The organism is Flavobacterium sp. AK-301, assembly GCF_058310215.1.
The window spans coordinates 93,022-115,270 of the sequence record NZ_JBZEES010000007.1 but is presented as its reverse complement, the minus strand read 5'-3'; the positions used below and the strand labels follow the sequence as shown (position 1 = coordinate 115,270).

20 protein-coding genes and 1 tRNA gene are annotated in these 22,249 nt (G+C 33.8%); 14 read left to right on the top strand and 7 right to left on the bottom strand.

Annotated elements, in window-relative coordinates; translation table 11 throughout:
* Window positions 1-51: 51 nt before the first annotated feature.
* From trmB to AC4FQX_RS10985, 8 genes are all read left to right on the top strand, one after another.
* A complete protein-coding gene (gene trmB, locus AC4FQX_RS11020; protein ID WP_491167749.1) occupies window positions 52-726 on the top strand; it encodes a tRNA (guanosine(46)-N7)-methyltransferase TrmB in 675 nt (224 codons plus the stop codon).
* Window positions 727-1,362, top strand: coding sequence for a LysE family transporter (locus tag AC4FQX_RS11015; RefSeq protein ID WP_491167748.1), 636 nt, complete (start codon window positions 727-729; stop codon window positions 1,360-1,362). It abuts the gene before it with no gap.
* A 2-nt stretch (window positions 1,363-1,364) separates the two neighbouring features.
* Window positions 1,365-1,691 carry an MGMT family protein gene (locus AC4FQX_RS11010; protein WP_491167776.1) on the top strand — a complete coding sequence of 109 codons (327 nt, stop codon included), beginning with the start codon at window positions 1,365-1,367 and terminating at the stop codon, window positions 1,689-1,691.
* A 465-nt stretch (window positions 1,692-2,156) separates the two neighbouring features.
* A complete protein-coding gene (locus AC4FQX_RS11005; RefSeq protein WP_491167747.1) occupies window positions 2,157-4,007 on the top strand; it encodes a T9SS type A sorting domain-containing protein in 1,851 nt (616 codons plus the stop codon).
* A gap of 233 nt (window positions 4,008-4,240) precedes the next feature.
* Complete coding sequence (locus AC4FQX_RS11000) at window positions 4,241-5,371, top strand: Mrp/NBP35 family ATP-binding protein (RefSeq protein ID WP_491167746.1); 1,131 nt, start codon at window positions 4,241-4,243, stop codon at window positions 5,369-5,371.
* Between the two features lies 1 nt (window position 5,372).
* Entirely contained in the window at window positions 5,373-5,612 is a 240-nt protein-coding gene (locus AC4FQX_RS10995) for a NifU family protein (protein WP_491167745.1), read from the top strand.
* A 249-nt stretch (window positions 5,613-5,861) separates the two neighbouring features.
* Window positions 5,862-6,914, top strand: coding sequence for an NAD(P)/FAD-dependent oxidoreductase (locus tag AC4FQX_RS10990; protein WP_491167744.1), 1,053 nt, complete (start codon window positions 5,862-5,864; stop codon window positions 6,912-6,914).
* Window positions 6,915-6,916: 2 nt separating this feature from the next.
* Complete coding sequence (locus AC4FQX_RS10985) at window positions 6,917-7,243, top strand: 2Fe-2S iron-sulfur cluster-binding family protein (RefSeq protein WP_491167743.1); 327 nt, start codon at window positions 6,917-6,919, stop codon at window positions 7,241-7,243.
* Window positions 7,244-7,639: 396 nt separating this feature from the next.
* Here the strand turns inward: AC4FQX_RS10985 and AC4FQX_RS10980 are convergent, their stop codons facing one another.
* The 5 genes from AC4FQX_RS10980 to AC4FQX_RS10960 form a co-directional block, all read right to left on the bottom strand.
* Complete coding sequence (locus AC4FQX_RS10980) at window positions 7,640-8,425, bottom strand: DUF3050 domain-containing protein (RefSeq protein WP_491167742.1); 786 nt, start codon at window positions 8,423-8,425, stop codon at window positions 7,640-7,642.
* 85 nt (window positions 8,426-8,510) lie between these two features.
* On the bottom strand, window positions 8,511-9,689 hold the full coding sequence (locus AC4FQX_RS10975; protein ID WP_491167741.1) for an acyl-CoA dehydrogenase family protein: 1,179 nt from the start codon (window positions 9,687-9,689) through the stop codon (window positions 8,511-8,513).
* A 380-nt stretch (window positions 9,690-10,069) separates the two neighbouring features.
* Window positions 10,070-10,780 carry a tRNA1(Val) (adenine(37)-N6)-methyltransferase gene (locus AC4FQX_RS10970; protein WP_491167740.1) on the bottom strand — a complete coding sequence of 237 codons (711 nt, stop codon included), beginning with the start codon at window positions 10,778-10,780 and terminating at the stop codon, window positions 10,070-10,072.
* A gap of 40 nt (window positions 10,781-10,820) precedes the next feature.
* Window positions 10,821-11,351, bottom strand: coding sequence for a ribosome maturation factor RimM (rimM, locus tag AC4FQX_RS10965; protein ID WP_491167739.1), 531 nt, complete (start codon window positions 11,349-11,351; stop codon window positions 10,821-10,823).
* Between the two features lie 15 nt (window positions 11,352-11,366).
* The gene (locus AC4FQX_RS10960; RefSeq protein ID WP_491167738.1) at window positions 11,367-11,909 is read right to left on the bottom strand and encodes a 30S ribosomal protein S16; all 543 of its coding nucleotides are present in this window, start codon (window positions 11,907-11,909) and stop codon (window positions 11,367-11,369) included.
* A 401-nt stretch (window positions 11,910-12,310) separates the two neighbouring features.
* On the opposite strand from AC4FQX_RS10960, the gene rbp reads away from it, so the two are divergent.
* Entirely contained in the window at window positions 12,311-12,673 is a 363-nt protein-coding gene (rbp, locus tag AC4FQX_RS10955) for an RNA-binding regulator (RefSeq protein WP_491167737.1), read from the top strand.
* A gap of 140 nt (window positions 12,674-12,813) precedes the next feature.
* Here the strand turns inward: rbp and AC4FQX_RS10950 are convergent, their stop codons facing one another.
* Both AC4FQX_RS10950 and AC4FQX_RS10945 read right to left on the bottom strand, forming a co-directional pair.
* A complete protein-coding gene (locus tag AC4FQX_RS10950; RefSeq protein ID WP_491167736.1) occupies window positions 12,814-13,767 on the bottom strand; it encodes a Fic family protein in 954 nt (317 codons plus the stop codon).
* Between the two features lie 39 nt (window positions 13,768-13,806).
* A complete protein-coding gene (locus AC4FQX_RS10945; protein ID WP_491167735.1) occupies window positions 13,807-14,238 on the bottom strand; it encodes a hypothetical protein in 432 nt (143 codons plus the stop codon).
* Window positions 14,239-14,414: 176 nt separating this feature from the next.
* On the opposite strand from AC4FQX_RS10945, the gene dnaE reads away from it, so the two are divergent.
* From dnaE to AC4FQX_RS10920, 5 genes are all read left to right on the top strand, one after another.
* Window positions 14,415-18,917 (top strand): DNA polymerase III subunit alpha, encoded by a 4,503-nt coding sequence (gene dnaE / locus AC4FQX_RS10940; protein ID WP_491167734.1) that lies wholly within the window; start codon window positions 14,415-14,417, stop codon window positions 18,915-18,917.
* 107 nt (window positions 18,918-19,024) lie between these two features.
* Complete coding sequence (trxA, locus tag AC4FQX_RS10935) at window positions 19,025-19,342, top strand: thioredoxin (RefSeq protein WP_491167733.1); 318 nt, start codon at window positions 19,025-19,027, stop codon at window positions 19,340-19,342.
* Window positions 19,343-19,481: 139 nt separating this feature from the next.
* On the top strand, window positions 19,482-20,408 hold the full coding sequence (locus AC4FQX_RS10930; protein ID WP_491167732.1) for a DUF58 domain-containing protein: 927 nt from the start codon (window positions 19,482-19,484) through the stop codon (window positions 20,406-20,408).
* An 86-nt stretch (window positions 20,409-20,494) separates the two neighbouring features.
* Window positions 20,495-20,568 (top strand) — tRNA-Asp (locus AC4FQX_RS10925).
* 693 nt (window positions 20,569-21,261) lie between these two features.
* Window positions 21,262-22,242, top strand: coding sequence for an ETX/MTX2 family pore-forming toxin (locus AC4FQX_RS10920; RefSeq protein ID WP_491167731.1), 981 nt, complete (start codon window positions 21,262-21,264; stop codon window positions 22,240-22,242).
* Window positions 22,243-22,249 lie beyond the last annotated feature (7 nt).

Here is a 22,249-nt window from a genome sequence, read left to right as displayed (position 1 = left end):
CAATCTATATATTAGATATTTCCTTATTTTTACCGAAATTTAATTTTAATTGTGGGAAGTAAAAATAAACTTAAGAGATTTAAAGAGAACGAAACATTTTCTAATGTTTTTCAGCCGACAAGAGAAGAAGTAGTAAGTTTATCTTTTCCTTTAAGAGGAAAGTGGAATAAGGATTTCTTCAAAAACGATAATCCGTTAGTGCTTGAGTTGGGTTGCGGAAAAGGAGAATATACCGTTGGATTAGCAGCTAAATATCCAAATAAGAACTTTATTGGAATTGATATTAAAGGAGCACGTTTCTGGAGAGGTGCTAAAACTTCGCAGGAAGATGATTTAAATAACGTTGCTTTTATCCGTACACAGATTGAGCTGATTGATAATCTTTTTGATACAGGTGAAGTAGATGAGATCTGGATCACTTTTCCGGATCCTCAGATTAAATATAAACGAACAAAACATCGTCTGACTAATTCTGAATTTCTTCAGTTGTATAAAAAAATATTAAATAAGAATGGAGTTGTCAATCTGAAAACAGACAGTGAGTTTATGCATGGTTATACTTTAGGTTTGCTTCATGGAGAAGGACATGAGGTGCTTTATGCAAATCATAATATCTATCATAATGAAGGTAGTCCTGAAGAAGTTACTGGTATTCAGACTTTTTATGAGAAACAATATTTAGAACATGATAAAGCTATTACCTATATTAAATTCAAAATAAAATAAATGTTTATCTTTTTAGATTTCCTCTTTGGTTTTTTGACCGCAGTTATTGGGATACTTCCTCCCGGATTGTTAAATATTTCTGCGGCTAAAATAAGTCTTAAAGAAGGAAGAGTGAGAGGTGTTTTGTTTGCTTCCGGTGCAACCTTGGTAGTTCTGTTTCAGTCGTATATTGCAATTTTGTTTTCCAGATATATTGACAGACATCCCTATGTGATGGAACTGTTGCAAGAAGCCGGTTTCTTTATTTTTTTACTGTTAACGATTTATTTTCTGTTTTTAGCCAAAAAGAAAGAAGCAAAACAAGACCTGACAAAAAAACATACCAAGAAAAGTCGTTTTTTATTAGGTGCATTTTTATCCTCAATTAATTTGTTTCCAATTCCTTTTTACGTACTAATTATTATGACCCTTTCCAAAAGAGAGCTGTTTAATTTTGAACAAGAAGAAATTATATTATTTGTATTAGGAGCTGTTATAGGTACCTTTTTTATGTTCTATATGTATATGATGTTTTTTAAAAGACTAGAATCCGGGGCACAGCTTTTAATGAAAAATTCAAATTATATTATCGGAACAATTACCGGAATAGTAACCATTATTACGTTATTTAAAATTATTAATACGTATTATTCGTGAGTATCGAAGAAGTTTCTTTTTTTGAGCGTGTGTATCAGGTGGTCCGAAAAATACCCTACGGGCACGTAACCAGTTATGGAGCAATAGCAAAAGTATTAGGAACTCCCCGTTCCGCACGAATGGTAGGTTGGGCAATGAATGCCTGTCACGGACGAGAAGATATTCCTGCGCACAGAGTAGTGAACCGACTAGGACTGTTGACAGGGAAACATCATTTCCAGGGAACTAATTTAATGCAGCAGTTGCTTGAAAACGAAGGTATTGTGGTTAAAAATAATCAGATTGTAGACTTTAAAAAATACTTTTGGAAGCCTGATATTGAAGTTTGATTTTGTTGTATACCTTGTCTATTAATGACAATTATTCGTTGGTATGCTGTGTTTTATAAAAGTAATAGATGTTTTATTTATAGATTTAATTTCTTATATATTTTTCATATAAAATTTTCTTTTAAAATAGGTATTATAAATATATTCATATTTATAATTTGATTTCTGCTTAGTGATTATTTGGCTTTTATTACTGATTCAGTGTTTTTTGAATTGCTAAATACATTTCCATCCCTTATTTGTAATTATTTCACATGATGTTTTAAATAGCTTGTTTTGTGATAAATAACTATTTATGGTTATTTTATCGATTTTTACGATATGTTTTGAGTTAAAACAAAATATTTTTTGATTAAAAACATGATTTTTATAAATTATTATGTATTTTGCTTATTATTTGAAGTAATTGTTATTCCATGTAATAGCATGGTCTTAAATTGTTTAATATTTTAAATTATAAAACGTATGGTAAAAAGTTTACAATTATTAATTTTTTTAAGTTTTTGGGTAGTTTCCGGACAGAATCTTTCAAACCATCAGTTGCCCAAACCAGGGCAGCTTTCATTGTCTTATTTGAAATCATTAGGACAAAAAAATATATTATGGGGAGCTGTTCCTCCTAACTATAATGGAAAAGTGATTGTTTTTAATCATGGGTATATATCATCTACAGAATTAATGCTGATAGGAAATTCGATGTATAAGAAAGCCTATGATGAAGGGTTTAAAACCGCTTTTGTTGCAACAACGAGAGGGAAGGGTGATTGGGTAAATGGAGAACTTCTGGGGCGAGCGATAAGTCAGACTGTTCAGTATTATAACATTTCAAAAGTTTCTTTAGTTGTCCATAGTAATGGAGGAAGAGCTTCTGAAGTTGCGTTGTTTCATTATGAGAAGCGAGATCTTGTCGATAAGGTAATTACCTTGGGAACTCCTTTCAGAGGAACACAATTAGCTGATATTTCAGAGCTTCCATGGTTAAACTGGGCGTGGAAATTATCCGGTTTAAGTGATGGATCTTCTCTTAGTACAACTTACTATTGTGATGATTATTTCAGACCTTATTTTGATAATCATGCATTGAATCAACCTGAGAAATATTATAATTATGGAGCTTGGGGTTATAACAAAGGGAAAAGTATATTATTTTATGTACCTATGACAACTACCGGAGCTATCTTAAAGAAATATGGAGGAGGAATAAATGATGGAGTTACTCCTTTTTACAGTTCAACCAGACCAGGAGGAACACAATTATATACTGTCGATGCTCCAGAAGGGCGAATGAATCATATAGATTTAGCGTATGGGCAATATGTATGGAAGAATATAAGACAAGTGCTTCATGCTCCTGCAACAACAAAAAAAGTAAATACTAAAAGAGTAATAGCTCTTCCGGAAAAGTATACAGCAAGTAGTAATTATCAGATTGTTTTTTCAGATCTTGAATATGATAAGATAGTTATAGAAGACAGATCCTCAGTGTTGAGGCTAGATGTGTTACATGAAAATCCAGAGCCTCAGTTTATAGTCGCAGATCAGCAAAAGAAAAGAATAGGTTCACCTATTAAGAGAGTTGCTGTGCAGGAAGAAGAAGGTATAGATAGGTATTTAACAAGTGTAGAAGTCGCTGTTGAGTCCGGAGCTAAAGATTTTACAATAGAGGCAGATTCTCGTTTTGTTGCTATGGTCACACAAGAAAAAGAAAGCCCTCTTGTTTATACAGTTCAGAAAGAATTAGGTAAGACAATTTTAGAAGTGAAATTTCCCGCCTTAGCAAAAGATGAATTGGAAAAAATAAAAGTAAGCGGCTTGATTCAGAAAAAAAGTGAATTAGAAAAACCGATTGCCACAGTAAAAGATTCTGAAATTTTATTTTTTGATAAAACAGATAATCGTTTTATCTTAGATGTAACAGATTATGAAGAAGGAGTATATTCTTTGTTTATAAATGCTGAAATAGAAGACTTTTACAGAAGAAATCTTATGTCAGGATTTGTTATAGGCGAAAAAACACATAAATCAGTTACTGAGCTTGATACTGTTCAGAATAAGAAAGAATGGGTTTCATTTGTTCAGTTGTCTCCTAATCCGGTAAATGAAAAATCCAGTTTAATTTTTGGGAAAGATGTAAAAGGAGAAGTGAAAGTTATTGTTTATAATGTGAACGGAAGAATAGAAACTCAGTTTATTTTAAATGTTCAGGAAAATACAGTAAGTCCCGTAGGGCAGTATTTTTCCGGCTTAAATAAAGGAGTATATATAATGAATATAGATTCCGGTTTAAAGAAAAAGAGTCTAAATTTTGTGAAATAGATATTTTTTAGAACATATTTTTTCATAAGAAGGTTTTAAAAGGCAATAGTTGAAAAACTTTCAACTATTGCCTTTCTTCTTTTTTTATCGTAAAAAAAGCCGAAGAAAATAGAGAACTTTTATTTTTAAATCAATAAAATCAATTTATTAACTTTAGTTTATCAAGTTTTACTCTTATCTTTGTAATTTAGAATCAGTCTTAGTCAAGACATTGAAAAAGAAGATATAAGCATATGAAATTAGAAAGAAAGGAAATACTTAAGGCTCTTGAAACGATAACAATTGCAGGTGAAGGAAAGAATATGGTTGAGAGTGGAGCAGTTCAGAATGTAATTACTTTCGGAGACGAAGTAGTAGTGGATTTGTTATTAACAACCCCTGCTTTACACATTCGTAAACGTGCCGAAGTAGATATTATGAAAGCAGTTCATGATTTAGTTTATGAAAAAGCAAAAGTAAAAATAAATGTAAAAGTTGAAGCTCCCGAAAAACCGGAAATAAAAGGAAAATCAGTTCCGGGAATTAAAAATATAGTTGCGATTGCTTCCGGAAAAGGTGGAGTTGGAAAATCTACAATGACTGCAAATTTAGCAGTAACTTTAGCTAAAATGGGATTTAGCGTTGGCGTTTTAGATGCTGATATTTATGGTCCTTCCATGCCGATTATGTTTGATGTAGAAAGAGAAAAACCAATCTCTGTTACTGTTGACGGAAAATCTAAAATGAAACCCGTAGAAAGCTATGGTGTAAAACTATTGTCTATAGGATTTTTTACACAACCCAATCAGGCGGTAGTATGGAGAGGTCCGATGGCTGCAAAAGCATTGAACCAGATGATTTTTGATGCAGACTGGGGAGAACTGGATTTTATGCTGATTGACTTACCTCCGGGAACAGGCGATATTCATTTATCTATTATGCAGTCCTTACCTATTACAGGTGCTGTAGTAGTAAGTACACCACAAAACATTGCGCTTGCCGATGCAAAAAAAGGAGTAGCAATGTTCCAGCAAGAAAGTATTAGTGTTCCTGTTTTGGGAATTATTGAAAATATGGCTTATTTCACTCCAGAAGAACTTCCGGAAAATAAATATTATATTTTTGGACAAGAAGGAGCCAAAAATTTAGCAGAAGATTTAGGCGTACCATTTTTAGGAGAAGTTCCGATTGTACAATCTATAAGAGAAGCGGGAGACTATGGTCGTCCAGCTGCTTTACAAACTGCTACACCACTTGAAGCTGCTTTTGAAGAGTTAGCCAGATCTGTTGTTCAGGAAGTAGTGGCAAGAAACGAAAGTCTGCCGCCATCAGAAGCAGTAAAAATTACTACAATGGCTGGTTGTTCAGCTGTAAAGAAAAAATAATATGACAACAGAAGAAATTAGAGTTAACGTTGAAAAAGCACTAGAAGAAATCAGACCCTTTTTAAATACTGATGGTGGCGACATCACATTAATAGACATTGTAGATGATAAACATGTCAGAGTTCGTTTAGAAGGCGCATGCGTAGGATGTCATGTAAATCAGATGACCCTAAAAGCTGGTGTTGAAACTATGATTAAGAAATTTGTACCGCAAATTGAAATAGTAGAGAATATATCTTAAGTGTTTATTGCAAGATCTGTCTCACAGTATCAGATTTTGTTTTATAGTATTAAAATTAATTTATCCTCTGCTAAAAAGAAAAGAAAACTTAATTAGTCGAGGATTTGTTGTTTTTGTGTTAATTCTGTTATAAAAACATATTTTAGTGTCAAAACTGACAATTATCATACTAAAGATAATTTGCTTTAAAGATCTTTGTCCATTAAAGGTTAAATTGTCTCAAACTCTATACCTACATTTATTATTATCATGATTAAAACAGATATACTTATTATTGGTGCAGGTCCTACAGGGCTTTTTACCGTTTTTGAAGCAGGGCTTTTAAAATTAAAATGCCACATTATTGATGCTCTTCCGCAACCCGGAGGACAGTTAACAGAACTTTATCCTAAAAAACCGATTTATGATATTCCCGGATATCCCGAAGTATTAGCAGGAGATTTAGTGAATAATTTAATGGAGCAGATCAAACAGTTTCAGCCGGGATTTACATTAAATGAGCGTGCTGAAACAATAGATAAACTAGAAGACGGAACTTTTATTGTAACTACAAATAAAGGAACAAAACACCATGCAAATTCAGTTGCTATAGCAGGAGGATTAGGAAGTTTTGAACCCCGTAAACCTTTACTCGATAAAATTGATTTTTTTGAGGAAAAAGGAGTAGAATACTTCGTAAAGAATCCGGAACAGTTTAGAGATAAACGTGTTGTAATTGCGGGAGGAGGAGATTCAGCGTTAGACTGGAGTATTTTTCTTTCAGATATTGCCGCAGATGTGACTTTAATTCATAGAAGAAATGAATTTAGAGGAGCTTTAGATTCCGTTGAAAAAGTACAGGAATTAAAAAAACTAGGCAAAATAAATCTGATCACTCCCGCAGAAGTAGTATCACTGCATGGTGGAAATCATATTAAAGCGATTACAATAGATCAGAACGGAGAAAAAATAATGTTAGAAACGGATTTCTTTATTCCGTTGTTTGGATTATCTCCTAAACTCGGACCAATTGCAGACTGGGGACTGGAAATTGAAAAAAATGCAATCAAAGTAAATAATGCATTAGATTATCAGACTAATATACCAGGAATTTATGCTATTGGAGATGTTAATACTTATCCGGGGAAACTAAAACTTATTCTGTGTGGTTTCCATGAAGCAACCCTTATGTGTCAAAGTGTTTATCAGAGAATTAATCCGGGGCGTAAATATGTTTTAAAATATACCACAGTAAGCGGAGTAGACGGTTTTGACGGTACTCGTAAAGAAGCTGAAAAACAAGTAGTAAAAGCAATAGAGTAATTATGGCATTAGATGTTACAATAAAGATTAAAGACAGAGAAGGACTTGTTCATGAATTACAAGCACCTACCGATATGGCAATGAATATAATGGAGCTTTGTAAAGCCTATGAGTTGCCTGTAGAAGGAACTTGCGGTGGAATGGCAATGTGTGCTTCTTGTCAATGTTATGTGCTTTCTACAAACATTGTTTTGCCGGAAAAGGGAGTCGATGAAGAAGCGATGTTATCCGAAGCTTTTTATGTAAAAGAAAACAGCAGGCTGGGATGTCAGCTTCAGATTACAGAAGATATGGATGGACTGGAGCTTGAATTAGCACCGGAATATTAATGATTTGAAGATAAGGTGATTTGAAAATTTGAAAATTTTTTTAGAAGAAAGAAACAAGAATCAAGAAGAAAGAGAGTTACGACGATCTTTCTGTATATTGATTTGAGAATTAAACTATTTGAAGATTTTCAACATATAATGTATCAAATAGAAAATCCGTCTAAACAATATTTAGACGGATTTTTTTATATGAATAACTGTAAAATTTTAATGTTATAAAAAGCATCAAACAGTCTTAACGAATTAATATAAAATTTAAAAAATTATTCTTTTACAATAACAGAATCTTGATTTTAAGATATTTTCTACACCAATAATATGTTATATTTAACTCTACAGATTATAAATTATTACAATTCTGACATTTTCAAATCTTTAAATTACCACATTTTCAAATTAGTATACAGAAAGATTCTTATTTAAGATTCTTTCCTCAATAGCATCCCAAAGTCCGATTCGTACTTCCAGTGCCTGAATAGAAACCTCTTCCACCTCTTTCCATTTATGAGCGTCATCACCACACAGTTCAGAAACCATTTGAAGCGCCATAGGTCCATGTTCATCCGCATCCAATTCAATATGTCTTTCAAAATAATGAATCAGTTGTGATAGATCTGTTTCAGGGAAGTTCTCCTGAAAGTTTTTTAGGATTTCCGTAAACATTGAAGGGATGAGGTTCTCTCGTCCAAAGGTAAATGCTGCTGCAATTTCATGAGGTTTCCCCTGATCGATCACGCTGAAAGTAAAATCCAAAAAAGTTTTGATGTTATTGTGTAATGGGCTTTGTTTTATTGCAACAAATATGTTTTGTAAAGAGAAAACTTCAGAAATAAAATGATCTATTGCTGTCGTGTTTGCACCTGCAGCCTTCATTGCATCTAGATACATTTCATAATGACTCTGTCTTTTTCCGTATAAATTAATATCCGTTTCTTCCGCCAAAACAATTTCATTGATCAGATAGCGGATTTCCGGATTTCCGACAGGAAACCAAGGTGTAGTGGTGCAGGTCAGTTTAGATTGTAAAGCCTTTAATAAAGACATAAAATCCCATACAGCATATACATGACTTTCCAGAAATTCATGTAGATGATTTATATTCTGTACCTTTTTATATAAAGGATGCTCTAATAGTAAGTCTTTTTGAGGTTGAATACTGTTGTTAATAGTTTCAATGGTCATAATTTTATTTTTTTACAAATGTAGAAAAGCTTTATGGTATACAGGAAGCTTTTATATCAATTTTATAGATTAGTGGGTTCTATTTTTACTTAAAAGCAGAATATCCGGTAATATCCATACCGGTGATCAGTAGATGAATATCATGTGTTCCTTCATAAGTAATAACAGATTCTAAGTTCATCATATGGCGCATAATAGAAAATTCTCCTGTAATTCCCATGCCTCCTAAGATCTGACGTGCTTCACGTGCAATAGATAGTGCCATATCCACATTATTTCTTTTCGCCATTGAAATCTGAGCAGAAGTAGCTTTGTTTTCGTTTCGTAGTACACCTAAACGCCATGTTAACAGTTGTGCCTTTGTAATTTCTGTAATCATTTCAGCCAGTTTTTTTTGTTGCAGTTGGGTTGCGGCAATTGGTTTATCAAACTGTATTCTTTCCTTTGCATAGCGCAGAGCAGTATCATAACAATCCATTGCAGCACCTATTGCACCCCAAGCAATGCCATAACGAGCAGAATCCAGACAGCCAAGTGGGGCACCAAGTCCGGATTTGTTTGGTAACAGATTTTTCTTAGGTATTTTTACATTATCAAAGATTAGTTCTCCAGTTGCAGAAGCTCGTAAAGACCATTTATTATGTGTTTCAGGAGTAGAAAAACCTTCCATTCCTCGTTCCACTATCAGTCCGTGGATTCTTCCCGTTTCATCCTTAGCCCAGACTACAGCAATATCCGCAAAAGGAGCGTTTGAAATCCACATTTTGGCACCATTCAATAAAAAATGATCCCCTTTATCTTTAAAATTGGTTATCATTCCTGCCGGATTAGAACCATGATCCGGTTCTGTAAGTCCAAAACATCCGATAAATTCTCCCGAAGCCAGTTTTGGTAAATATTTTTTTCTTTGTTCCTCATTTCCGTATTTCCATATCGGATACATTACTAAAGAGGATTGAACTGAAGCGGTTGAGCGAACGCCCGAGTCTCCCCGTTCAATTTCCTGCATAATTAGTCCATAAGAGATTTGATCTAAACCGGCACCTCCGTATTCTTCAGGAATATAGGGGCCAAAAGCACCAATAGAAGCAAGACCTTTAATGATCTGTTTCGGGAATTCTGCTTTCTGAGCATACTCCTCAATAATTGGAGAAACATCACGTTTTACCCATTCCCGGGCAGCATCCCGAATCATTTTATGTTCATCGGACAATAGTTCATCGACTAAGTAATAATCCGGAGCCTGGAAAAGATCTGATCTCATTTTTAGTTTTTTAGTATAAACAAATATAGATAATGAAATCTAACAAAACAATTTTTAACAAAAATCTTGATTTTTGTGAAATGCTGAGATGTAAAAAGTTTTTTGTAAAATGTAAAATGTGGGAGATAAGATGTGAAATGTGAAAAGTAAGTTTTCAATTTAGGGACATTTTACCTTTCAGATGATATTATCCTGTAAGGTTTTTTTCTGATCTTGTAGGTTTTATAGACCTTTCACTTCTTCATAGTTCTACAAAGTCACAGTCTTTGTAGTCGTGATTAAAGATCTTTTTATCTTTTCTTTATATTGTTTGTAATCTGGTCAAAGACTTTACGAAACAGGATTTCTGCTAGGAGTAACCGAACGGATAAGTAATATTTTTACATTTTCAAATAAAAATTCTTTGTTAGTTCAGTATATTCAGGAGTGTATTGGTGACGGGCTGTTTCAATGATTAGTTCATTAACAAGGTAGTTTTTATCAGGTGTTTTGGTAAAAGCAATAAGACTTCGTTTAATCTCTGAATTCGGAGTTCCCTTTACTCTTGTAATTTTAGAAGGATATAGTTTAAAAGACGCTGCAGTAGCAATAAAATAGGTTTCTTCTTTAAAAGGTATGATGACAGAGAAAAGACCTTCTTCTGAAAGTAGAACAGAAACCGCTTCAATCAACTCATCAAAAGGCATTGCCATAGCAAAACGTGCCAGATCTCTTTCTTTTGTATTAGATAAGTAATCTTCCGTATAAAAAGGAGGATTGGAAACGATCAGATCATATTCTTCATCCATTTCTTCCGTAAATTCATCCAGAGCAGCGTGATAACAGAAAAGACGATCTGCCCATGGGCTATTTTCAAAATTTTCTACCGCCTGTTCATAGGCATTTTCATCAATTTCCAGAGCATCGATTTGTTCAGCAGAACTACGTTGCGCTATCATCAGAGCAATGATCCCGGTTCCGGCACCAATATCCAGAATAGAGAATGGGTTGTTGTTCAGAGGCGTCCAGGCGCCAAGTAGTACACCATCTGTTCCGATTTTCATCGCACATCGATCTTGTTCAACAGTAAATTCTTTGAATTGAAAAGGCATTCTTTAATTTTTGGATTTAAAAGAGTTGGAGGAAGAAAGATTAATTGTTTAGATACATATCAACCAGTCCTTCAGGGGTATTCAATACTACTTTTTTGTTTTCCCGATCTATTTTTACGATAAAATGATCGATCATCGGTATTAGGATTTCTGTACTTCCGTTAAGAATTTCAAAAAGAGGTTGCGCACTACTGTCATTAATAGAAACTATTTTGCCAAAGATGCCTAAGCGGGTATCCTCAACGTCAAAACCAATTACTTCATGAAAGTAAAATTTATTACCTTCCAATTTTGGTAACATATTAAGAGGTAGGTAAATAGCGCAATTTAACAGACGGTCAGCTTCTTCTTCTGTTTGAGTATCTTCAAAACGAATTCGTAGGAAGTCATTTTTATGAAGAGAGCTACTTTCAATAAAAAAAGGAACCAGATTATTGTTGAATTCAACAAACACTGATTCCAAGTTTTCGTACAACTCCGGTTCGTCCGTGTCTAAATAAGCCAGAACTTCTCCTTTGAAACTAAATTTTTTAGCGATTTTGCCTAGGTAGAAACAATCTTCTTTACGCATGAATCACTAAATAAATTAAGCTTGAGTTTCCTCGTTGTTTTCTTCTGTTACTTCTGGAGCAGCCTCTTCAGCAGCTGGAGCTTCTTCTGCTTTCGCAGCTTCAACTTCCGCTTGTTTAGCAGCAGCAGCACGTTTTTGATTTACTTCTTTTTCAGCAGCAAGAGCTTTCGCTTTTGCATCAGCTTTAGTAGTCGATAAACCTGATTTTTTAGCTTCAACTTTGTTTGCTTTTTCTTCTAACCAAGCAGCTAATTTAGCATCAGCCTGTTCTTGAGTTAAAGCACCTTTTCTGATACCTCCGTCTAAGTGATGTTTTAATAAAGCACCTTTGTAAGAAAGAATAGCTTTAGCTGTATCAGTTGGTTGAGCACCATTGTGTAACCATTGTACAGCTTTGTCGATGTTTAAATCGATAGTTGCAGGGTTTGTGTTTGGATTGTAAGTTCCTATTTTTTCTAAGAATTTACCATCTCTTTTTGAGCGTGCATCAGCAGCTACAACCCAGTAAAAAGGTTTTCCTTTTTTACCGTGTCTTTGTAATCTAATTTTTACAGGCATAATCGTATGATTAAATTTTGAGGTACTCGACCTCCGTTAATTAAGGGCGCAAATATACAATTATTTTTTATTAACTGAGTGTTTCAGTCGACTTTTTGACGACTGTTCGGCTTTAAAACATATTCATAAGAAGTTTGTGGGAGTTTTAAATGTTAAAAAAAATATTTGTACTAATAATTATTTTTGAATACTGAAATCTAAAAATGGTTTGTTTCTGGTCTTTGACTTTCTAAAAGAGACTGTGTTATAAGGGTTTTTGAAGAATATTGAATTTTATTTTTTTTTATAAAATAGTAGCGTCTTTTGTAAAAAACATTTTCTTTTATAGAAAACAGTTAATTTATGGTATATTATATTTTAATTAGGTTACATTTGTTGAGTTATATATAAAATTATAAAATATGAATATTTTTGTTGGAAGCCTTCCTTTCAGTATTGAGGAAGCAGATTTAAGAGAGTCTTTCGAGGCTTATGGAGCAGTTGATTCTGTAAAAATTATTACAGATAAATTTACTGGTAGAAGTAAAGGATTTGGTTTCGTTGAGATGCCAAATGATAGTGAAGCTCAGAAAGCAATTGATGAGTTGAACGGAGCAACAGTACAAGGACGTGCTATTGTAGTAAATAAATCAGAACCGAAACCGGAAGGTGAAAGAAGAAGCTTTGGTGGTGGAAACAGCCGTGGCGGAAATGGTGGTGGACGTAATGATTATAATAAAGGTGGAAACAGTCGTGGTGGCGGAAGCAATCGTGGTGGTTACTAATTATTCTTTTTTGAAGTTAAATTCCAATAAAAATATAGCATAAAATATATTTATTTTATCCGCTTTTATAAAAGCCCGCCTGATTCAGGTGGGCTTTTCTTTTTACCTGAATTTAGATTACAAATCATTTTAGAAAAGTATTACCTAATGATATATTTTGTTTTATTCTGATTACCGGTTTTTTCAAATAGATTCAGTTCAACTCCCTTTTTTAAATCCCTGCTCGCAGTTGCGGAAGATATATCCTTAAAAATATTCATATAGTCTTTTCTTGAAAATTCTTTTGATCCGGTTTTTGTGAAGTAATCTAATCGGTCAAGATCAGTTAAAATCCTGTTATTATAGAGTAGTAAGCTTTCTAATGAAGTGTTGATAACACCTAACATATATTCTATGAAATAGGTTGACTTTCCTGAATTATCGCTTAAAGCTAATGATCGGTAGTATTCTTCCTGTGTTTGATGAATTAAGGTTTCAAAAGGTAAAAATTCAAAAACAGGAAATTCTTCCATTAAAATTAAAGTTTGCCATAATCTTCCCATTCTTCCGTTTCCGTCAAGAAAAGGATGAATAAATTCCATTTCATAGTGAAAAACACAACTTTTCAACAGTGTTAATTCTTCTTTGTCTTTTAAGTAATCAAATAAATCTTTCATTAAGTAAGGAACGTTTTGATACGAAGGAGCAATATGTTCTACTTTTGTTCCTTTTACAATTCCAACGCCTTGTTTTCTATATGTTCCGGCATTTTGGATTAGTCTGTTCATTAGTTCTTTATGAGACTGTAAAAAATGTTTTTCAGAAACAGACCGATACTGATGTAGATTTTCATACGTTTTTACAGCATTTAGAACTTCTGTAATATCTTTTTCAGGTCCTATTATTCGTTTATTCTCAATTAAAGCGGTTATTTGTTCTTCTGTTAAAGTATTTCCTTCGATTTGTAAAGAAGAGTGAATGGTTTTTATTCGGTTCTGTTTTCTAAGCTGAGGCGATGTTTTACTAAGATAAGTAGCATTGACCTCTCCTAATTTTGTTGAAATAGAGCTGATTAACTTTAATATATTGGGTGTAATATCATATGGAGGCTTCATGATAGTATCATTTGATAGTATCAAAGATAGTGTTTTTTGTTATAATTTAAGTTTTGAGAAATTTATTATAAATATAATTAGAACAATTAAAGTAGAAATTATAGTTGCTAGAGAATAAAAAGTGATTTTTTGTGGTGTTTTCCCGTATTTTTTTAGCTCTTTAGTTGTTTTGTTAGTTATATCTGATTCAAATCTACCCATTTCCATCATTCGGTATTCTATAAAAATTAAAAACAGTAAATTTAGAATTGGGATTGTTATATTGTAAGGAGAAATTGAATCGATAAGTTTAATAAGGACAAAATAGCCAGCAATTAAAATATTATTAAATGAAAATAATTTATCGTGGATTCTGTCAAAATATTTTATAATAGATTTAGTTCCTTCTTCTTCTGTTTTTTTCATTCGAAGAATTATTTCATCAATTTCGATCATTTGCTCTGATCTCATGTTTTTTTCTATTTCTGTCATTTTAATGTTTTGTTAAATAAATTGACTGAGTTATTAAGTTGTCTTTTTTTATTTGCCTTTAAACCATTAACAAAACCTTAGTTCTGTAATTCTCTAAAAATTACGTAATTTTGGAGAGATAAAAACAGTGTTGTTTTTAGACTGCTTTTAAAAGAATAAAACCCTTATTTTCAGCTATGTATTTAATTTTTGATACCGAAACTACCGGATTACCAAAACGTTGGGATGCACCTATTACCGATACAGACAACTGGCCTCGTTGTATTCAGATCGCCTGGCAGTTGCATGACGAAATGGGGAATTTGGTAGAACATCAGGATTATTTAGTAAAGCCCGAAGGTTTTAATATACCCTATGATGCAGAGCGAATTCACGGTATTTCAACCGAGTTGGCAGATGAAGGAGGAATTACTTTGCAGGAGGTATTAGAGAAATTTAATATTGCTCTTTCCAAAGCCAAATTCATTGTAGGTCAGAACGTAGGATTTGACGTAAATATAATGGGGGCGGAATTTTATAGAATGGGAGTAGATTCGCCTATGGCAGAAATGCCGGTTCTCGATACCTGTACAGAAGTAACCGCAGAAATGTGTCAGTTGCCTGGAGGACGTTTTGGTAAATTTAAACTGCCTACACTGACAGAGTTACACCACTTCTTATTTCATACCCCTTTTGCGGAAGCACATAACGCTACTGCCGATGTGGAGGCAACAACACGTTGTTTTTTAGAATTAGTAAGACGTCAGATTTTTACCAGAGAGCAGTTAGATGTTCCTGTTAATTACTATAAAGATTTCAGAGAAAATAATCCTGGTGAGATTCAGCTGATCGGTTTAAAACATATTAATCTTAAAGCAGCTTCGGATGCAATAAGAGAACGATTAAAAAAAGCACAAGGAAGTACGATCTCTAAACAGGAGATTGAAGAAAATATTCAGGAGCTTCAACAGGCAGATTTTGTACATCTGCATAATCATACCCAGTTCTCTGTATTGCAGTCTACGATTAATATAGATGAATTGGTCAAAGCCGCAGCGAAATATAATATGGCTGCTGTAGCAATGACCGATCATGCAAATATGATGGGTGCTTTTCATTTTGTAAGCAATACGCTGAATCATAATAAAGGAGTAGCGGCAAGAAATGTAGAAATAATAGAAAAAGGAGGTATTCCTGTTGAAACAGAGATAAAACCAATTTTGGGCTGTGAGTTCTTTGTTTGTGAAGATCATAAGGACAAATCAAGAAAAGATAATGGTTATCAGGTGGTTTTACTGGCTAAGAATAAGAAGGGCTATCATAATCTGGCAAAAATGTCTTCCATTGCTTATACCCAAGGATTTTACTATGTTCCGAGGATAGACAGAAATGTTATTGAGAAATATAAAGAAGATATTATTGTTTTGTCCGGAAATCTGTATGGTGAGATTCCGAGTAAAGTTCTGAATATTGGTGAAAATCAGGCAGAAGAAGCTTTACTGTGGTGGAAAGGTGTTTTTGGAGAAGATTTCTATATTGAATTAATGCGTCATAATCAGGAAGATGAGAATCGTGTTAATCCTGTTTTAATTTCTTTAGCTGAAAAACATGATGTAAAAGTTTTAGCGACAAATAATACCTATTATGTAAATAAAGAAGATGCTAATGCACATGATATTTTATTATGTGTAAAAGATGGTGAAAAGCAGGCTACTCCGGTAGGACGTGGAAGAGGGTATCGTTATGGAATGCCCAATCAGGAATATTATTTTAAATCCCCGGACGAAATGAAAAAACTGTTTCGGGATATACCTGCTGCCATTGTGAATATTCAGGAAGTAGTAGATAAAATAGAAATATACAATCTGGCACGAGAAGTATTACTTCCGAAGTTTGATATTCCGGAAGAATTTTTAGTTCCGGAGGATGAAGCAGACGGAGGAAAAAGAGGAGAGAATAAATATTTGAGCTACCTTACTTTTGAAGGTGCTAAAAGAAGATATAAAGAAGCAATCACACCTGAAATTCAGGAACGTTTGGAATTTGAATTGCAGACTATTGAAAAAACCGGTTATCCCGGTTACTTCCTGATCGTACAGGATTTTATTGCAGAGGCAAGAAATTTAGACGTTTCCGTTGGTCCAGGTCGGGGATCAGCTGCCGGATCTGTTGTAGCATACTGTCTGGGGATTACTAATATTGACCCTATAAAGTACGACCTGCTTTTTGAGCGTTTCCTGAACCCCGATCGTGTGTCTATGCCTGATATTGATATTGACTTTGATGATGAGGGTCGTGGTCGGGTTATGGATTATGTAATCAAGAAGTACGGATCAAATCAGGTGGCACAGATTATTACATACGGTACAATGGCGGCAAAATCTTCTGTCAGAGATACAGCTCGTGTACTGGATTTGCCTTTGTTTGAGGCAGATAAGATAGCAAAGTTGATTCCGAACATGAAGCTGAACAAGATTTTTACTCTGGAGACAGATAAACTGAAAGCGGCATTACGTGCAGAAGAATATGAAAAAGTAGTAGAGCTGATCGCTTTGGCAAAAGCGGATGATTTGGGAGGAGAAACCATACAACAAGCAATGGTTCTGGAAGGTTCTCTCAGAAATACAGGAATTCATGCCTGTGGCGTGATTATTACTCCATCTGATATTACCAATTTCGTTCCTGTAGCCACTGCAAAAGATTCCGATCTGTATGTAACACAGTTTGATAACTCTGTCGTAGAAAGTGCCGGTCTGTTAAAGATGGACTTTTTAGGATTAAAAACACTTACGCTAATAAAAGACACCGTAAAACTGGTAAAATATCGACTAGGAATTGATATTGATCCGGATGAGTTTCCTATAGATGATGTAAAAACATATGAGTTGTTCCAAAGAGGAGAAACAGTGGGTATTTTCCAATACGAATCTCCCGGAATGCAGAAATATATGAAGGATCTGAAACCAACAGTTTTTGGAGATTTAATTGCGATGAATGCTTTATACCGTCCGGGACCACTGGAATATATTCCAAGTTTTGTTCGAAGAAAAAATGGAGAAGAAGAAATTGTATATGACCTTGATGCCTGCGAAGAATATCTGAAAGAAACTTATGGAATTACCGTTTATCAGGAGCAGGTGATGTTACTGTCTCAGAAACTGGCAAATTTTTCTAAAGGTGATGCTGACGTTTTGCGTAAAGCGATGGGTAAGAAACAGAAAGATGTACTGGATAAAATGAAATCTCGTTTTATCGATCAGGCAGTTGCAAACGGACATGCAGAGGACAAACTGGAAAAAATATGGAAAGACTGGGAGGCATTTGCAAGTTATGCGTTTAATAAATCGCATTCTACCTGTTATGCATGGATCGCTTATCAGACTGCTTATTTGAAAGCACATTATCCGGCAGAATATATGGCGGCAGTACTTTCCAATAATATGAATGATATTAAACAGGTTTCTTTCTTTATGGAAGAATGTAAACGAATGGGATTACAGGTTTTAGGGCCAGATGTAAATGAATCCTATTATAAGTTTACTGTAAATGAAGCATATGCTGTTCGTTTTGGAATGGGAGCTGTAAAAGGTGTTGGAATGGGGGCAGTAGAAACGATAGTTGCCAGCAGAAAAGACGCAAAATACAAATCTATTTTTGATTTGTCTAAGCGAATTGATTTGCGCGCTGCGAATAAAAAGGCTTTCGAGAATTTAGCACTGGCAGGAGGTTTTGATTCCTTTACCGGAACGCACAGAGCACAATATTTCCATGATGAAGGAGACGGAATTACTTTTTTGGAGAAAGCAGTTCGTTACGGTTCGAAGTTTCAGGAAAACGAAAATTCTTCTCAGGTAAGTTTATTTGGAGAAAGCAGTGAGATACAAATTCCGGAACCCATTGTTCCGCCATGTGAAGAATGGAGTACAATGGAAAAACTGGCAAAAGAAAAAGAAGTGGTTGGGATTTATATTTCAGGACATCCTCTGGATGACTATAAATTTGAAATGAAATATTTCTGCAATTCTAAATTAGAAGCACTTAAGAATTTAGAACAACATGTTAATAAGAATCTGACCTTTGGAGGTATTATAACCAATGTGCAGCATCGGGTGGCAAAGAATGGGAAAGGTTGGGCGACATTTATGTTAGAAGGGTATGATGAATCATTTGAATTCAGAATTTTTGGAGAAGAGTATTTGAAGTTCAGACATTTTCTGATCCAGAATAATTTTACGTATATGAAAGTATTGGTTCGGGAAGGATGGACAAATGCGGAGACCGGTAAAAAAGGAGAACCCCGATTACAGTTTATGTTGGTACAGTATTTACAGGACGTATTAACTTCTTTTGCTAAAAAACTAATCATTCAGCTTAATATTGTTGATCTGCAGAATGAGTTTATTACAAGATTAGGAAGTCTTTTTCAGTCTTTCAGAGGAGAGAATAATGTTATATTTGAAGTAATGGAACTGGAGAAAGTAATAAAACGAGTTGAGGTGGAAGATGATATTGCAGAATCGGAAGATCCCGCTCTGGAATTAGAAAGTACGGAGGAGATTCCGGTAGCGATAGCAACAGAAGTGGAAGAGTTGAAAGTAGTGACAAAACTAACAATGAATAGTCGAAAACTGAAAGTAAATATCTCTAATGAGTTGTTGCAAGAGCTTGAAAAGATGCAGGTTAACTTTAAATTGAACTAATCAGTTTTAATAATGATACTATAATCAAAACTGATTTGTTTAGGGTGAGAGATTAAAAATAAATGAGTACTTTTGTATAACAAAAATTAATTTAAAAAAGAAATAAAATGGCATTAGCAATCACAGATGCTACTTTTGAAGAAGTGGTATTAAAATCAGATAAACCCGTAATGGTTGATTTTTGGGCAGCATGGTGCGGTCCTTGTAGAATGGTTGGTCCGATCATAGATCAGATCAGCGAAGAATACAATGGAAAAGTAGTTGTAGGGAAAGTGGATGTTGATGCAAATCAGGAATTCGCAGCAAAATATGGAGTAAGAAATATTCCTACAGTATTAGTGTTTCAAAATGGAGAGGTAGTAGGAAGACAAGTTGGCGTAGCACCAAAACAAACCTATGCAGATTCATTGGACGCATTACTATAATAATCAGTTTAGTTGATTATTTGATCATTCGATTTTTCAAAACAGCCTTGCTTAGCAAGGCTGTTTTGTTTTATAAAAAGACTAATGCTTCGTAAAGAACAACCGAGTAAATCCAATTAATTGAATTATATTTGATGTTATGAAGATTGATACACAGATAGAAAAAATATCCAGCTTTCAGCACCTTGCATTAATTGCAAATCAGGTCGTGGAAGGATTTATTTCAGGAATGCATAAAAGTCCGTTTCATGGATTCTCTGCAGAATTTGCAGAACATAAAGTTTATAATCAGGGAGAAAGTACCAAACATATTGATTGGAAGCTTTTTGCAAAAACGGATCGTTTGTATACAAAAAGTTATGAGGAAGAAACTAATTTAAGATGTCATCTGATCATTGATAATTCTTCTTCGATGCATTATCCGAAGTTAAAAGAAGGGCAGTCGTTTTATGAAAGTAAGATTGGGTTTTCTGTTTTAGCATCCGCTGTGCTGATGAATCTGCTGAAAAAACAACGAGATGCAGTAGGTTTGAGTGTGTATTCTGATCAGTATGAGTTTTATGCTCCGGAGAAAGGAAGTGAACGTCATCACAGAATGCTTTTGAATACATTGGAAAATCTATTAGAGAAACCAAAAGAATCTAAAAAAACAGATACGATTCAGTTTTTACATCAGATAGCTGAAAAAATGCACAGACGCTCCATGATTATTCTGTTTACAGATATGTTTCAGGAAGGAGAAGAAGAAGCCTTATTCAATGCTTTACAGCATTTAAAACACAATAAGCACAAAGTAGTACTGTTTCATGTAATAGATGAAAAGAAAGAGCTTCATTTCGATTTTGACAATACACCAAAGAAGTTTATTGATATAGAAACAGGAGATGAGGTGAATCTGTTTGCTGATAATGTTAAGGAAGCATATGAGAAATCAGTTGAAGCTTATTTTAAAAAGTTAGCCCTGATCAGCGGGCAGTATAGAATTAAGTATATTCCTGTTTCAATAGGTAATAATTTTGAAAAAATAATGACAACTTACTTGGTTGAAAAACAAACGTTTGTGTGAAAAGGGTGTTTTTTTTTGAATTTTTATATGAAAAACATTTGCACAAATGGAAAAGTATGGTATCTTTGCACCGCAATAAAGGCGAAGGTTTGGTAGTTCAGTTGGTTAGAATACATGCCTGTCACGCATGGGGTCGCGGGTTCGAGTCCCGTCCAGACCGCTTAAATTGGGAGAAAGCTTTCCGAGTGATCGGAGAGCTTTTTTTGCCCTAAAATATTAAAATTAGTTGTGTTGTTTAGTCCGTTAAATCGGGCAGGTTTAGTAGTTAGACCAATGAAAAGCTTTCCACTTAAGTGGATGGCTTTTTTGATTTTAGGAATAAGAACAGTTTTCTCAATAGGATTATTTATAAGTCCTAAACATTGAGATAATTTTAATCAAATACCTCACCTCGCTTAATGAGGATAATAACCTATATCAAATACGTAACTCAGTCTGATTAAAAGTAAAATTAATCAGACTTTTTTATATCGACAAGTTAATAATTTCAGATTTATTATTGAAACTAAATATAATCAGTATAAGAGCTTTTTGATCTGAGATAATTTAGGTTTAATTGTACCTTTTTGCGTTTAAAAGAGTTATAAGAATTAGATAATCAAGTAATTATACTGTAAAATTTTCTTCTATTCCCTTCTTTTTATTAACATTTTTTTATAATAAGGCATGTTAATTTAAATAAAATTAAATTTTTTAACAATTTTTTTATTTTAAGAGCGTTATCTTTGAGTAAATGAGGATTTGTACTTAGAATATAAATAAGTATTATTTCAGTGCTTTTTAAAAAACCAATAAACAGATAGTTGTTAAAATAAACGCACATGTTTTATAGTTTAATTTAAATTAATTTATCATGAAAAAATTTTTAATAAAGTTCTTTATGTTAGTTTGTACAGTTTTTATTATTAGTTCTTGTAATCAAGATGATTCGGGAAATGATTCGGATATAATTGCAGTAGGAAAACATATTGAAGAGGAGGAAAGCACAACTTTAGAGGCATTAGGTTATATTTCTTATGAAGATTTACTTAATAATGGATGGGAAATTATTCATAAAACACAACAAGATCAACTTCCTGATCTCGAAACAGTACTCGGATCGCCTATAAAAGAAAAATTAAGTATGGGTCAAGTAAGAGATTTAGGCTTCTCTGATGCTAACTTAATAGAGTTGTATACACCGTATTTTGGTGTAGCTCCGCAAGGTGTTGCTATAAATAGTGATGGTACATCTGGAGCTTTTAGACCTTTAATTACAGATAAGTACGGATGGTACGCTTATGTAGAAACAGGAATACCTAAAGTTACTGAGACTAGTGTAGGTAAGCCTGATAACATTATGACAACTACATGGGTAACTAATGAATCAAATCAAGCAGATCACTTCGTAAAGCAAATGAGCTTTACTGAGAGTGAAACCGATTCTTGGTCTAAAAAACTAGGTATAGAGATGAAAGTAACAGGAACGATAGGTGTTCCATTAATAGGAGGGGGAAGTGTTGAAGTAACTGTGGGAGGTAGTACTACTAGCGGTAAGCAAACAGCAATAACACGAACCTATACTGACTCTTATGAAGGAAATTTACCGGCTCGTTCTAAAAGACAGATTGTTTTTTGTCAAAAAGTTACTGAAACAGCTTTTGAATATGAATTTCCGGTAAATATTACAGGGAGTGTTGGTCTCGATTTTAATCCGACAGTAGAGGGTCACTATTTCTGGAATGCAAACGCAAATTTGTTATTTAGACATAGTGCAAATAAAGAATTAGGAACTATTACGGTTAAAAAAAAGTTAGAAGTTGAAATACTTGCAGGTCCGGTAATTCCTCTTTAGTTCTAAT